This window comes from Rhizobium sp. YJ-22 (assembly GCF_029601685.1).
In the GTDB taxonomy this organism is placed as follows: domain Bacteria; phylum Pseudomonadota; class Alphaproteobacteria; order Rhizobiales; family Rhizobiaceae; genus Metarhizobium.
Map to the genome: position 1 here is coordinate 267,504 of NZ_JARRIR010000004.1, position 14,229 is coordinate 281,732.

The 14,229-nt window shown below is 61.3% G+C and carries 14 protein-coding genes; 1 reads left to right on the forward strand and 13 read right to left on the reverse strand.

The features are described 5' to 3' along the window. Window positions 1-5: 5 nt before the first annotated feature. Together P7F60_RS11820 and proS are read right to left on the reverse strand one after the other, a co-directional pair. Window positions 6-1,313, reverse strand: a complete 1,308-nt coding sequence (locus P7F60_RS11820) for a lipoprotein-releasing ABC transporter permease subunit (RefSeq protein ID WP_277917923.1) — start codon at window positions 1,311-1,313, stop codon at window positions 6-8. A 17-nt stretch (window positions 1,314-1,330) separates the two neighbouring features. Continuing rightward, window positions 1,331-2,653, reverse strand: a complete 1,323-nt coding sequence (gene proS, locus P7F60_RS11825; RefSeq protein WP_277917924.1) for a proline--tRNA ligase — start codon at window positions 2,651-2,653, stop codon at window positions 1,331-1,333. Between the two features lie 65 nt (window positions 2,654-2,718). Between proS and P7F60_RS11830 the strand changes: the two genes are divergently transcribed. Further along, a complete protein-coding gene (locus P7F60_RS11830; protein ID WP_277917925.1) occupies window positions 2,719-2,949 on the forward strand; it encodes a hypothetical protein in 231 nt (76 codons plus the stop codon). Window positions 2,950-3,226: 277 nt separating this feature from the next. Here the strand turns inward: P7F60_RS11830 and P7F60_RS11835 are convergent, their stop codons facing one another. The 11 genes from P7F60_RS11835 to nuoH form a co-directional block, all read right to left on the reverse strand. Then, entirely contained in the window at window positions 3,227-3,517 is a 291-nt protein-coding gene (locus P7F60_RS11835; RefSeq protein ID WP_277917926.1) for a DUF1467 family protein, read from the reverse strand. A 209-nt stretch (window positions 3,518-3,726) separates the two neighbouring features. Beyond that, window positions 3,727-4,131 (reverse strand): methylmalonyl-CoA epimerase, encoded by a 405-nt coding sequence (gene mce, locus P7F60_RS11840; RefSeq protein WP_277917927.1) that lies wholly within the window; start codon window positions 4,129-4,131, stop codon window positions 3,727-3,729. A 13-nt stretch (window positions 4,132-4,144) separates the two neighbouring features. Then, on the reverse strand, window positions 4,145-5,812 hold the full coding sequence (locus P7F60_RS11845; protein ID WP_277917928.1) for a ribonuclease J: 1,668 nt from the start codon (window positions 5,810-5,812) through the stop codon (window positions 4,145-4,147). Between the two features lie 11 nt (window positions 5,813-5,823). Next, a complete protein-coding gene (locus P7F60_RS11850) occupies window positions 5,824-6,585 on the reverse strand; it encodes a biotin--[acetyl-CoA-carboxylase] ligase (RefSeq protein WP_277917929.1) in 762 nt (253 codons plus the stop codon). Continuing rightward, window positions 6,585-8,027, reverse strand: coding sequence for an NADH-quinone oxidoreductase subunit NuoN (gene nuoN / locus P7F60_RS11855; RefSeq protein WP_277917930.1), 1,443 nt, complete (start codon window positions 8,025-8,027; stop codon window positions 6,585-6,587). The genes P7F60_RS11850 and nuoN overlap by 1 nt, the downstream gene beginning before the upstream one ends. Window positions 8,028-8,044: 17 nt before the next feature. Further along, the gene (locus P7F60_RS11860; RefSeq protein ID WP_277917931.1) at window positions 8,045-9,556 is read right to left on the reverse strand and encodes an NADH-quinone oxidoreductase subunit M; all 1,512 of its coding nucleotides are present in this window, start codon (window positions 9,554-9,556) and stop codon (window positions 8,045-8,047) included. Next, the gene (nuoL, locus tag P7F60_RS11865) at window positions 9,556-11,559 is read right to left on the reverse strand and encodes an NADH-quinone oxidoreductase subunit L (RefSeq protein WP_277917932.1); all 2,004 of its coding nucleotides are present in this window, start codon (window positions 11,557-11,559) and stop codon (window positions 9,556-9,558) included. Before nuoL ends, P7F60_RS11860 begins: the two co-directional genes overlap by 1 nt. Window positions 11,560-11,566: 7 nt before the next feature. Continuing rightward, window positions 11,567-11,875: an NADH-quinone oxidoreductase subunit NuoK gene (gene nuoK, locus P7F60_RS11870; protein WP_277917933.1), complete on the reverse strand. Its 309-nt coding sequence runs from the start codon at window positions 11,873-11,875 to the stop codon at window positions 11,567-11,569. 29 nt (window positions 11,876-11,904) lie between these two features. Continuing rightward, entirely contained in the window at window positions 11,905-12,519 is a 615-nt protein-coding gene (locus tag P7F60_RS11875) for an NADH-quinone oxidoreductase subunit J (protein WP_277917934.1), read from the reverse strand. Window positions 12,520-12,654: 135 nt separating this feature from the next. Next, complete coding sequence (gene nuoI / locus P7F60_RS11880; protein WP_277917935.1) at window positions 12,655-13,146, reverse strand: NADH-quinone oxidoreductase subunit NuoI; 492 nt, start codon at window positions 13,144-13,146, stop codon at window positions 12,655-12,657. A gap of 39 nt (window positions 13,147-13,185) precedes the next feature. After that, on the reverse strand, window positions 13,186-14,229 hold the full coding sequence (nuoH, locus tag P7F60_RS11885) for an NADH-quinone oxidoreductase subunit NuoH (RefSeq protein ID WP_277917936.1): 1,044 nt from the start codon (window positions 14,227-14,229) through the stop codon (window positions 13,186-13,188).

A 14,229-nucleotide genomic window follows, 5' to 3' on the forward strand; every position in this document is an offset into this window, starting at 1 on the left:
TTTCCTTATTCGTATCGCAGCGCCTGCACCGGATCGAGCCGCGAGGCTCGCCAGGCGGGAACGATGGTCGCGATGAACGACAGCGTCAGCGCCATCACCACCACAGAGACCGTCTCGCCGACATTCATGTCCGCCGGCAACTGGCTGAGGAAATAGAGTTCGGGATCGAACAGCACCGTGCCCGAGACCCAGGAGAAGAATTGACGGATCGATTCGATGTTCAGACAGACGATGACGCCGAGCAACACACCGGCAAAGGTGCCGGCCGTGCCGATCGCCGCGCCCGTCATGAAGAAGATGCGCATGATCGACCCGGAGGTCGCACCCATGGTGCGCAGGATGGCGATATCGCTGCCCTTGTCCTTCACCAGCATGATCAGCCCGGAGATGATGTTCAGCGCCGCGACCAGCACGATCAGCGTCAGGATCATGAACATGACGTTGCGTTCGACCTGCAAGGCCGAGAAGAAGGTCTGGTTTCGCTGTCGCCAGTCGGTGATGAAGACCTGCCGCTCCGCCGCATCCTCGATTTTCGGCCGCAATTCGTCCACGTCATCCGGATTGGAAACGAACAGCTCGATCGATTGCACGATGCCTTCGGCGTTGAAATAGAGCTGCGCTTCCTCGAGCGGCATATAGATCATCGACGCGTCATATTCCGACATACCGATCTCGAAGATACCCGAGACGGTGTAGGACTTGATGCGCGGGTTGACCCCCATCGGCGTCACGTCGCCTTCCGGCGACATCAGCGTGATCTGGTCGCCGGCGGTGAGCCCGAGCTGGGCGGCCATGCGCGAGCCGACGAGCACGCCGTCACCGGCAACGAAGCCATCGATATTGCCGCTCTTGATATTGCCGGAAATCGTCTTCAGGGCCTTGAGATCGTCGGCGCGGATGCCGCGCACCAGCGCGCCGGTGCCGGCGCCGCCCTTGCCCGAGGCCAATGTCTGGCCCTCGACCAGCGGCAGCGCCATGGTGACGCCCGGGATGGTCGAGAATTTCTTCGCCAAAGCGCCGTAGTTTTCCAGCGGCGAATCGATCGGCTGGACGATCATGTGACCGTTGACGCCGAGGATGCGCGAGATCAGCTCGGTGCGGAACCCGTTCATCACCGCCATGACGATGATCAGCGTGGCCACGCCCAGCATGATGCCGAGGAAGGAGAATCCCGCGATCACAGAGATGAAGGCTTCCTTGCGCCTGGCGCGCAGATATCGCCATGCCACGACCCGCTCGAAGGCCGAGAACGGCCGTCCGGCCTTGCTCTTTCCGAGCGCGACCGTCTCCTGCTTACCCGCGTCCACCGCCATGCCCACTCCCCGTTCCGTCAGCCGACGAGCCTGTTCAGCGCGGCTTCCACCGTCAGCGTTTCACGCGCGCCGGTCTTGCGATCCTTGAGCTCGACCTCACCGTTGGCGAGTCCGCGCGGACCGGCGATCACCTGCATCGGAACGCCGATCAGGTCGGCGGTTGCGAATTTCGTGCCGGCGCGGTCGTCGGTATCGTCGTAGAGCGGATCCTTGCCGGCATTGCGAAGCGCCGTGTAGAGGCGTTCGCAAGCATCGTCGCAGACCGCATCGCCCGCCTTCATGTTGATCAACACGGCATCGAAGGGCGCGACCGCGGCCGGCCAGACGATACCGTTCTCATCATGGGACGCTTCGATGATGGCGGGGACAAGGCGGGTCGGACCGATACCATACGAGCCCATATGCACAGGATGCTCCTTGCCGTCGGGGCCCTGGACCTTGGCGCCCATCGGTTCGGAATACTTGGTGCCGAAATAGAAGATATGGCCAACCTCGATGCCGCGCGCCGAAAGGCGTTCGCCTTCGGGTATGGCGTCGAAGGCCGCCTCGTCATGCATTTCCGAAGTCGCCGCATAGACCGAAGTCCATTTGTCGAAGATCGACTGCATGCCGGCGACATCCTCGAAGTTGGTGTCCTCTGCCGGGATGTCGAAATTGACGAAATCGCGGTGGCAGAAGACTTCCGATTCGCCGGTATCGGCGAGGATGATGAATTCGTGGCTGTGGTTGCCGCCGATCGGGCCGGTATCGGCGCGCATCGGAATGGCGCGCAGGCCCATGCGCGAGAAGGTGCGCAGATAGGCCGCGAACATGCGGTTATAGGCGTGGATCGCGTCTTCCTTGGTGAGGTCGAAGGAATAGGCGTCCTTCATCAGGAATTCGCGCGAGCGCATCGTGCCGAAGCGCGGACGGATCTCGTCGCGGAACTTGAGCTGGATGTGATAGAGGTTCAGCGGCAGGTTCTTGTAGGACTTGACATAGGAACGGAAGATGTCGGTGATCATCTCCTCGTTCGTCGGGCCGTAGAGCATCGGACGCTCCTGGCGGTCCTTGATGCGCAGCATTTCCTTGCCGTAATCGTCGTAGCGGCCGCTCTCCTGCCAGAGTTCGGCCGATTGCAGCGTCGGCATCAGAAGCTCAATGGCGCCGGAGCGGTTCTGCTCCTCGCGGATGATGGCATTGACCTTGTCGAGAACCTTCTTGCCGAGTGGCAGCCAGCTATAAATGCCCTGGGATTGCTGGCGGATCATGCCCGTGCGCAGCATCAGCCGGTGGGAAACGATTTCCGCTTCCTTGGGGTTTTCCTTCAGAATGGGCATGAAAAAGCGGGAAAGGCGCATCGGCTTAACTTCCAAACTATGGGATTCGGGTTCGCAATAACGGGAATCAATCGTGGATCGACGGTTTGACCGAAGATGTCTTAGCCGCTTCGCCGGAGGAAGAAAACCCGCTCGTCATACCTTCCCTCCGCTTGGCTGCCGCTCGGCGTCTCGCGCCGCACAGCACCACTATTTCCGAGGCGGAATTGAGGCGAAAAGCAAAGAAATTGCGCAACAAATTTGTCAACAGAAAAATTATCCGCGACTGTAGCAAAAATGCCAAAAAAATGGGTGACAAAGCCCAAACCTTGGGCTAGGTTCGGCTCAGAAAAGAGGCAGGGAGATTAAATTCTTGTCGTTTCGCGGTTAAAGTCTTGGGAGGATTAGGTCTTAGGCGCGCTCGTTCGCAGCCCCGGTAACGGTTGAAGATCACGCGATAACTTCAAAAACAAGGCTTTGGCCTTGTTTTTTTTTGCTTTCATGGACCCGTGCAAGAGATTCCGGACGGGAAACCTCGACACGCTTTTCCTAAGAATGCTCTAACACGCCATCGTTACAAAATTACAACCGATCGTCGCCAGTTGATTCCGGCGCTCAATCAACGCCGGACGGGCCCGTCTGCTCGAAATTCGGCAGCAGGCGCAGCGAATCCATGCTGATGCCGAAATACACCGTGCAGAGATACCAGCCGCCATAGATCAGCGCCGCAACCAGCGTGGTCAGCAGGAGCACCTTCTTTGCCTGGAAGCGCGCTGGCGCGCTTTCCGGCGTGCCGGGCACGACGTAATTCTCCTCGGCCTGTGTGCGCATGCCAAAGGGAAGGACGGCAAACAGCGTTACCCACCAAATGATGAAATAAATGGCAAAGATCGAAAACAATTGCATCTTCACGCTCCGCTGACCAGCACATTTCCGGCGAACAGGCGTTCACCGGAAATGTGCTGGCGTTTTGTTTTTGCCGCATTTTACAACGCCAAAGCGACCACGCTTCGACCGAAAATGCTCCAGATCAAACCGCGACAGGCGCCGCTGCAGTCCCGTTGATACGGGCAGGCCATAGCGCCCTGCCCGGCCGGCCGCAACCGGCCGAATTGTCACACCTGTTCCAGCTCGATCAGGGTTCCGTAGAAATCCTTGGGATGCAGGAAAAGCACCGGCTTGCCATGCGCACCGATCTTCGGATCGCCCTTGCCGAGCACGCGGGCGCCATCGGCGGTCAGCTTGTCGCGCGCCGCCAGGATATCGTCGACCTCGTAGCAGATATGATGGATGCCGCCATCCGGGTTGCGCGTCAGGAAAGCGCCGATCGGCGAATCCGCGCCCAACGGCTCCAGCAATTCCACCTTGGTGTTCGGCAGGTTGACGAACACCACCGTCACGCCATGTTCCTGCAAGGGCTGCTTGTCGGAGACCGAGGCGCCGAGCACGTCGCGATAGGAGGCCGTCGCCTTGTCGATGTCCGGCACGGCGATGGCGATGTGGTTGACCCGACCCAGCATGGTTTCTCTCCTGTCAGATGCGGTTCAGGAAGACGGTGACAACCGGCTTCTTGCCCCACATCTCATTGGCGGTCGAGCGTACGGCGCGGCGCACCGCTTCCTTGACCATCTCCAGATCCTTGCGCCGCGCCCGCGGGATGCTTTCGACGGCGCCGAGGACGGCGTCGTAGAGCGTATCCTCCATGTTCTCGCCCTCGATGTCGTATTCCGGCAGGCCAATCGGCACCACCTCGGGATCGCCGACGAAATCGAAGCGGCTATCGAGCAGCACGCTCACGGCGACATGGCCGACATAGGAAATCTTGCGACGCTCGCCGACGCCCATCTCGTCGAAATCGCCGATCAGTTTGCCGTCCTTGAAGATGCGGCCATGCGGCGCCTCGTCGATGACCTCGGCCGGGCCCGGCGCCAGGCGCAGAACGTCGCCGTTGCGCACCCGCGGAATGTTGACGATACCGGACTGGAAGCCGAGCTCGGCCTGCGCCGTCAGATGCGTCGCCTCGCCATGCACGGGCACAAGGATCTGTGGCCGAATCCAGGCATACATCTGCTGCAACTCGCTGCGACGCGGATGGCCGGAGACATGCACCAGCGCATCGGAATCGGTGACCACCTTGACGCCCTGCTCGATCAGGCCGTTCTTGATGTCCTGAATGCCCTTTTCATTGCCGGGAATGGCGCGCGAGGAAAACACCACCATGTCGCCGGCGGCGAGCGAGACGTTGCGCATCTCTTCGCGCGACAGTTTCGCAAGTGCGGCGCGCGGCTCGCCCTGGCTGCCGGTCAGGATGACGACAATCTTGTTGCGCGGGATCGTCGCGTACTGATCCTCCGACACGAACGGCCGGATGCCGTCGAGCAGGCCGATTTCGCGCGAGACGTCGACGACGCGCTTCAGCGAACTGCCGAGCAGCAGCACCTCGCGGCCAGCCGCCTGCGCCGCTTCCGCTACCGAGCGGATGCGGCCGACATTCGAGGAGAAGGTGGTGACCAGCACGCGACCCTCGGCGGTCTCGATGATCGAGCGCAGGCTTGCCTCGACCTCGCGCTCGGACGGCGAAATGCCGTCGCGCACCGCATTGGTGGAATCACACATCAGCGCCAGCACGCCCTCGTCGCCGATGGCTCGGAAACGGGCCTCGTCGGTGAGCGGCCCCATGGAGGGCGCCAGATCGATCTTCCAGTCACCGGTATGCACGACCGTGCCGAGCGGCGTGCGGATCACCAGCGACATCGGCTCGGGAATAGAATGGTTGACGGCGACGCCCTCGACGCTGAACGGACCGATATTGACGACATCGCCCGCCTTGAACGGCGTCACCGGGATATCGCCGCGCGATTCCTCGTATTTGCGCTTTGCCTCCAGCAGGCCGGCGGTGAAGGCTGAGGCATAGACCGGCACATTGAGGCCCGGCCACAGGTCGTTCAACCCGCCGTAATGGTCCTCATGAGCATGGGTGATGATGATCGCCTTGAGGTTACGGCGCTCCTCGGCAAGGAAGCGGATATCGGGCAGCACCAGATCGACGCCTGGAAGGTCGAGACCCGGAAAGGTGACGCCGCAATCGACCATGATCCACTGTCGGTTGGACGGCGGTCCGTAGCCGTACAGCGCGAGATTCATGCCGATCTCGCCCACGCCTCCCAGCGGCAGAAATACCAGTTCATCCTTGGTCGCCATGGTCGTTCCATTCATGCAAAGAAAACATCACCGGCTGCGATCGACATCGCGTCGCGCCCGGTCTCCAAAATCAAATAGCCCTGATCGTCGATGCCGGCAAATCGGCCGGTGAGCGAACGGTCGGGCAAATTGACGGTTATGCGCTCGCCGACGCCGCAGGCTGCCGCACGCCAGCGCGCTACGATCCCGGCCGCGCCAGCGCCGCCATTCCAGACGGCCAGCGCCCGGTTCATCTCGACATAGAGATGCGCAAACAATTCCTCCGGCGAGATATGCACGCCCTGCTCGGCAAGGCAAGTGACGGGATAGTGCGCCATATCCGGCCGCGCCACCATGTTGATGCCGATGCCGATCACCACCACCAGCCGCCCGTCGCGCGTGGTTTCGCTTTCGAGAAGAATGCCGCAGGTCTTGGCGCGGCCGATCAGTACGTCGTTCGGCCACTTGATCTCGACAGGATGGCCGCTGGCGGGAACCACCCGGCTGATCGCGGCATGGACGGCGACGGCGACGGCCAGCGGCAAGGTGCGCACAGCCTCCATCGGGCCGGGATCAGTCAGCAGCAGCGAAGCATAGAGATTGCCGGCCTCGGACACCCAGGGACGCCCGCGCCGCCCGCGCCCGCCGGTCTGCCGGCGTGCCGTAATCCAAAGCGGCCCGGCATCGCCGGACCGCGCATGGTCGAAACAGACGGTGTTGGTCGAGATGACGTCACCAAGCGCAATGTGCCGGATGTCTTCGTCAAACCGGCGGCTATGCAGCCTGTCCGCCATCAAAAGAACGAGGCCGCCGCGGCACCAGCCGCCGCGCCGATCGAGCCGCCGATCAGCACGTAGCCGGCAACGAACAGGCCCGACAGGCCATAGACCAGCTTCAGCGCGCCGGAGGGCGGGGCGAATTCGCCCTTGGCGTCATCGAACCACATCAGCTTGACGACGCGCAGGTAGTAGTAAGCACCAACGACCGAAGCGAGCACACCGATGATGGCCAGCGCGTACAGCTTGGCTTCGATGGCGGCGACGAAGACGAAATACTTCCCGAAGAAACCTGCCAGCGGCGGAATGCCGGCCAGCGAGAACATCAGCGCGGTCAGCACGACGGCCATGAACGGGTTGGTGGTCGACAGGCCGGCGAGATCGTCGATGTTTTCGGTGACTTCACCATCCTTGCGGCGCATCGACATGATGATGGCGAAGGTGCCGAGCGTCATGACCATGTAGATGGTCATGTAGATGACGACGCCGGAAACGCCTGTCTTGGTGCCGGCGGCGAGACCGACCAGCGCATAACCCATGTGACCGATGGAGGAATAGGCCATAAGGCGCTTGATGTTTCGCTGGCCGATGGCGGCGAAGGCGCCAAGCAGCATCGAGGCGAGCGCGATGAAAGTGATGATCTGGCGCCAGTCGGCCATGATCGGCTCGAAGGCGGTCGCGGCGATGCGCACCAGCATGGCCATGGCGGCGATCTTCGGCGCGGCAGCGAAGAAGGCGGTGACCGGGGTCGGCGCACCTTCATAGACGTCCGGCGTCCACATGTGGAACGGCACGGCCGAGATCTTGAACGCAAAGCCGGTCAGCACGAAGACGAGGCCGAACAGCAGGCCGAGCGAACGATGCTCGCCGGAAAGCGCGGTAGCGATATCGGCAAAGCCGGTATGGCCGGTGAAGCCGTAGACCAGCGACATGCCATAGAGCATCATGCCCGAGGACAGGGCGCCGAGCACGAAATATTTCAGGCCGGCCTCCGTCGAGCGCAGGTTGTCGCGGTTGATGGCGGCGACGACATAGAGTGCCAGAGACTGCAGTTCCAGCGCCAGATAGGCGGAGATCAGGTCGTTGGCCGAGATCATCAGCAGCATGCCGACGGTCGCCAGCACCAGCAGCACCGGGAATTCGAATTGGTTCAGATGCTCCGAACGCGCCTGACCCATGCTCATGATCATCGCGGTCACCGCGCCGATCAGCGCCACGACCTTGAGGAAGCGGGCAAAGCCATCGGCGATGAAGGCGCCGCCGAAAGCGAGCCCTTCCGAACCGGCCATCAGGATCCACGCGCCGGCGACGAGCAGCAACAGGATGGCGAGGCCCGTGACCGGGCCTGCGGATTTCGAGCCGGAGAATACCCCGATCATCAGCAGCGCCAGCGCGCCGATGGCGAGGATCAGCTCCGGCGTCGCGAGATGCAGACTTGCAAGCAAGAGTTCAGAAGTCATGTCTCAAAAATTCCTGTTCACTTGAGCGTCAGCGCGACGTCGTGCGCTGCCTGCAAGGCTGCCGTATAATTGTTGACCAGCAGGTCGACCGAGGCCGCCGTCGCGTCGAAGATCGGAGCCGGATAGACGCCGAAGAAGATGGTCAGCGCGATCAACGGATAAAGGATGGCCTTCTCGCGCGGCGACAGATCGAGCAGCCCCTTGAGGCTTTCCTTGTCGAGCGGGCCGAAGATCATGCGGCGATAGAGCCACAGGGCATAGCTGGCCGACAGGATGACGCCGGTCGCGGCAAACAGCGCCACCCAGGTATTGGCGCGGAAGACGCCGATCAGGGTGAGGAATTCGCCGATGAAACCCGACGTGCCCGGAAGGCCGACATTGGCCATGGTGAAGATCATGAAGGCGACGGCATATTTCGGCATGTTGCTGGCCAGGCCGCCGTAAGCGGCGATCTCGCGGGTATGCATGCGGTCATAGACGACGCCAACGCAGAGGAAGAGCGCACCGGAGACGAAGCCGTGCGAAATCATCTGGAACAGCGCACCCTGCACACCCTGCTGGTTGGCCGCGAAGATGCCCATGGTCACGTAACCCATGTGGGCAACGGAGGAATAGGCGATCAGCTTCTTCATGTCCTCCTGCATCAGCGCCACCAGCGAGGTGTAGATGATGGCGATGACCGAGAGCGTGAAGACGAACGGCGCGAAATGGGCCGACGCCAGCGGGAACATGGCCAGCGAGAAGCGGATCATGCCGTAGCCGCCGAGCTTCAAGAGGATGCCGGCCAGAATGACCGAACCGGCGGTCGGTGCCTGGACGTGGGCATCCGGCAGCCAGGTATGCACCGGCCACATCGGCATCTTTACAGCAAAGGAGGCGAAGAAGGCGAGCCACAGCCAGGTCTGCATGCCGGCCGGGAACTTGAACTGCAAGAGCTGCGTGATGTCGGTCGTGCCGGCCTGCCAGTACATGGCCATGATGGCGAGCATCATCAGCACCGAGCCGAGCAGCGTATAAAGGAAGAACTTGTAGGAGGCGTAGACGCGATCCTTGCCGCCCCAGACGCCGATGATCAGGAACATCGGGATCAGGCCGCCTTCGAAGAAGACGTAGAACAGCACCAGGTCGAGCGACACGAACACACCGACCATCAGCACTTCCAGCATCAGGAAGGCGATCATGTAGTCCTTGATGCGCTTCTCGACCGAGAGCCAGCTCGCCAGCACGCAGAAGGGCATCAAGAGCGTCGACAGGATGACGAACAGCATGGAAATGCCGTCGACGCCGACATGGTAGGAAATGCCGGTGCCGAGCCAGTCATGCTTCTCGACCATCTGGAAGCCCGGGTTCGAATTGTCGAAACCGATCCAGATGAACAGCGAGACGATGAAGGTGAAGACCGTCGTGAACAGCGCGATGTTAAGCACGTTCTTCCGGCCCGAGGGCGTGTCGTCGCGTACCATCAGCAGCAACAGCACGCCGACCAGCGGCAGGAAGGTGACCGTTGAAAGAATAGGCCAATCGGTCATCAGAAGGAACTCCCGAGCATCATCCAGGTGACAAGCGCCGCAACGCCGATCAGCATCGCAAAAGCATAGTGATAAAGGTAACCGGTCTGCAGGCGGACCACGCGGTTGGTCACGTCAACCACGCGGGCGGCAATGCCGTTCGGGCCGTAGGTATCGATCACGCCGACATCACCCTTCTTCCACAGGAACCGGCCGAGCGCCTTGGCGGAACGGACGAACAGCAGGTCGTAAAGCTCGTCGAAGTACCACTTGTTGAGCAGGAATTCGTAGAGCACGCGGTGCTGGCGAGCCAGAACCTTCGGCGTTTCCGGCGACTTGATGTACATGTACCAGGCGGTCACGAAGCCGACCAGCATGGCGATGAACGGGCTGAGCTCAACCCAGAGCGGCACATGGTGGAAGTGTTCGAGGATCTCGTTTTCCGGCAGGGTGAACAGCGCGCCCTTCCAGAATTCGGCATATTCATGGCCGAAGAAATGGCCTTCGAACAGGACACCGGCGAGAACCGCACCGACAGCCAGGACATACAACGGCACGAGCATCACCATCGGCGATTCATGGACGTGGTGCATGACTTCATGGGAAGCGCGCGGCTTGCCGAAGAAGGTCAGGAAGGCCAGGCGCCAGGAATAGAAGCTGGTGAACAGCGCGGCGATGACCAGCAGCGTGAAAGCGAAGCCCGAGACGGCCGAATGCGAGGCATAGGCGGACTCGATGATAACATCCTTGGAGAAGAAGCCGGCAAAGCCGATCATCGTGCCGGGGATGCCGACGCCGGTCAGCGCCAGCGTGCCGATGGTCATCATCCAGAAGGTGATCGGGATATGCTTGCGCAACCCGCCCATGTACCGCATGTCCTGCTCGCCGTCGACGGCATGGATGACCGAGCCGGCGCCAAGGAACAGCAGGGCCTTGAAGAAGGCGTGCGTGAACAGGTGGAAGATCGCCGCGCCATAGGCGCCGACGCCGAGTGCCACGAACATGTAGCCGAGCTGCGAGCAGGTCGAATAGGCGATGACGCGCTTGATGTCGTTCTGCACCAGACCGACGGTGGCGGCGAAGAAGGCGGTGATCGCGCCGATGACGGTGACGACCGTCAGGGCGTCATGCGACAGTTCGAACAGCGGCGACATGCGGGCAACGAGGAAGACGCCGGCGGTGACCATGGTCGCGGCATGAATGAGCGCCGAAACCGGGGTCGGGCCTTCCATGGCGTCCGGCAGCCAGGTGTGCAGCAGGAACTGCGCCGACTTGCCCATCGCGCCCATGAACAAGAGCAGGCAGACGCCGGTGATCGCATGCGCCTTGTCGAGCTGCATGCCGAACAGGTTGATGACCGCCGTATTGGCGTCAGCAGCGCCTTCCGCCGGCAGGTAGGTGGCGGCGGTGGCGAAGATCGTCTCGAAATTGATCGAGCCGAACAGCACGAAGACGCCGGCAATGCCGAGGATGAAGCCGAAGTCGCCGACGCGGTTGACGATGAAGGCCTTCATGGCGGCCGCGTTCGCGGAGGGCTTCTTGAACCAGAAGCCGATCAGCAGATACGAGGCCAGACCGACACCTTCCCAGCCGAAGAACATCTGCAGCAGGTTGTCCGACGTGATGAGCATCAGCATCATGAAGGTGAACAGCGACAGATAGGCGAAGAAGCGCGGACGATGCGGATCGTGATGCATGTATCCGATCGAATACAGATGCACGAGGCTCGACACCGTGTTGACGACGACAAACATGACTGCGGTCAGCGTATCGACGCGGAAGGCCCATTCGACATCGATGCCGCCGGACTGGATCCAGCGCAGGACGGGAACCTTGATGACTTCACCGGCCTCGCCGTGGCCAAGCGCGACGTGGAAGAAGACGATCCAGGACAGGACCGCGACAAGCATCATCAGGCCGGTGGTAACGTATTCCGACGCCTTGGCGCCGATCGCGCGCCCGAACAGGCCGGCGATGAGGGCGCCGATCAAAGGAAGAAAGACGATCGCTTTATAAAGGATCATAGCCGTATCAGCCCTTCATCATATTCACGTCTTCGACGGCGATGGAGCCGCGGTTACGGTAGAAGACCACGAGGATTGCAAGACCGATCGCCGCTTCCGCCGCCGCGACCGTCAGGATGAACAGCGCGAAAACCTGACCCGTAATATCGTTCAGGAAGGAGGAGAACGCGACCATGTTGATGTTGACCGCAAGCAGGATCAATTCGACCGACATCAGGATGACGATGACGTTCTTGCGGTTCAGGAAGATGCCGAACACGCCGAGCGTGAAGAGAATGGCACTGACGGTAAGATAGTGGGAAAGACCGATTTCCATGTTTTTAAATCCTCAGCCTCGCGCGCGCTTCACACGCCCTGCCCCGGCTTGACCTTGACCACATGCACCGCCGTTTCCGGCGAACGCGCGACCTGACGGGAAATATCCTGGCGCTTGATGTTCTGGCGATGGCGCAGCGTCAGCACGATGGCGCCGATCATGGCGACCAGAAGCACGAGGCCGGCAATCTGGAAGAAATAGACATAATGGGTGTAGAGAACGTCGCCGAGGGCGGCGGTGTTGGTCCGTTCGGCCAGCGCCGGGATCGGCATCGACACCGTCTTGGCGATCTCCGGCGAGACGACGCTGCCGCCGATGACGATCACCAGTTCAGCCGCCAGGATCAGACCGATCAGGGCACCGACCGGCGCATATTCGAGCACGCCCGAGCGCAGCTCGGCGAAATCGATATCGAGCATCATCACGACGAAAAGGAAAAGAACCGCCACGGCGCCGACATAAACGACGAGCAGGATCATCGCCAGGAACTCCGCTCCCGTCAGCAGGAACAGACCGGCGGAATTGAAGAAGGTGAGGATGAGGAACAGAACCGAGTGAACCGGGTTCCGTGCCGAGATCACCATGAACGCCGATCCAACGGCGATGAAGGCGAACAGATAGAAAAAGAGAGCCTGCAGACCCATGTTGGTGCCTTTTCGTCTTCTGCGGGCGCGGTCTTGTCCCGGCCCGTTGAAGTTTTGCCGACCATCCGTGGCCGGCGCTCCGTAATGTTCGTGCGCCGCCGCATCCCGCTAGGGGCGCGGCGACTTCGGATCAGATCAGCGATACGGCGCGTCCATCGCGATGTTGCGCGCGATTTCGCGCTCCCAGCGGTCGCCATTGTCGAGCAGCCGCGCCTTGTCGAAGTACAGCTCCTCGCGCGTTTCCGTCGCGAATTCGAAGTTCGGGCCTTCGACGATGGCATCGACCGGGCAGGCTTCCTGGCAGAAGCCGCAATAGATGCACTTCACCATGTCGATATCGTAACGCACCGTGCGGCGGGTGCCGTCGTTGCGGCGCGGGCCGGCTTCGATGGTGATCGCCTGAGCAGGACAGATCGCCTCACACAGCTTGCAGGCGATGCAACGCTCTTCGCCGTTGGGATAACGGCGCAGTGCATGTTCGCCGCGGAAGCGCGGGCTGACCGGACCCTTTTCGAAGGGGTAGTTCACCGTCGCCTTGGCCCGGAAGAAATACCGCATCGACAGGAAGAAGGCGCCGACGAACTCCTTGAGGAACAGCGAACTGATGGATTGAGACAGGCTGGCCATCTTAGACTCCAACTTTTCCCGAAACGATAGAGCCGGTCATCATGCCCACCCCGTCAGTTTCAGAACGAATGCAACGATGACGACCATCGCCAGAGAAATCGGCAGGAAGACCTTCCAGCCGAGACGCATCAGCTGGTCGTAGCGGTAGCGCGGAACGAAGGCCTTCACCATCGCGAACATGAAGAACACCATCGATGCCTTGAGCACGAACCAGATGATGCCCGGAACCCAGTTCAGGACGGCGATATCGAGCGGCGGCAGCCAGCCACCGAGGAACAGGATCGTCGTCAGCGAGCACATCAGCACGATGGCGGCATATTCGCCGAGCATGAACATCATGTAGGGCGAGGAGGAATATTCCACCATGAAGCCGGCGACGAGTTCCGATTCCGCTTCCGGAAGGTCGAAAGGCGGGCGGTTCGTTTCGGCGAGCGCCGAAATGAAGAAGATGACGAACATCGGGAACAGCGCCAGCCAATGCCAGTCGAGGAAGGACGACGGCAGGCCGAGCATGGTGCCGAGACCGTCCTTCTGGGCCAGCACGATGTCCGTCAGGTTCAGCGAGCCGACGCAGAGCAGCACGGTGACGATGACGAAGCCGATCGAGACTTCATAGGACACCATCTGCGCGGCCGAACGCAGCGCGCCGAGGAACGGATACTTCGAGTTCGAAGCCCAGCCGCCCATGATGATGCCGTAGACTTCGAGCGACGAGATCGCGAAGACGTAGAGAATGCCGACATTGATGTTGGCGATCACCCAGCCCTGGTTGAGCGGGATCACCGCCCAGGTGGCGAGCGCCAGCGTTACCGCGACGAGCGGGGCCAGCAGGAACACGCCCTTGTTGGCGCCGGCCGGAATGATCGGCTCCTTGAAGACGAACTTCAACAGGTCGGCGAAGGACTGGAACAGACCCCAGGGACCGACGACGTTCGGGCCGCGTCGCAGCTGGACGGCCGCCCAGATCTTGCGGTCGGCGAGAAGGATATAGGCGATGAAAAGCAGCAGCGCGACGAGCAGAAGCAGCGACTGTCCGACCATGATCGCCGTCGGCCAGACATAATTAGATACGAAAGAGTCCAT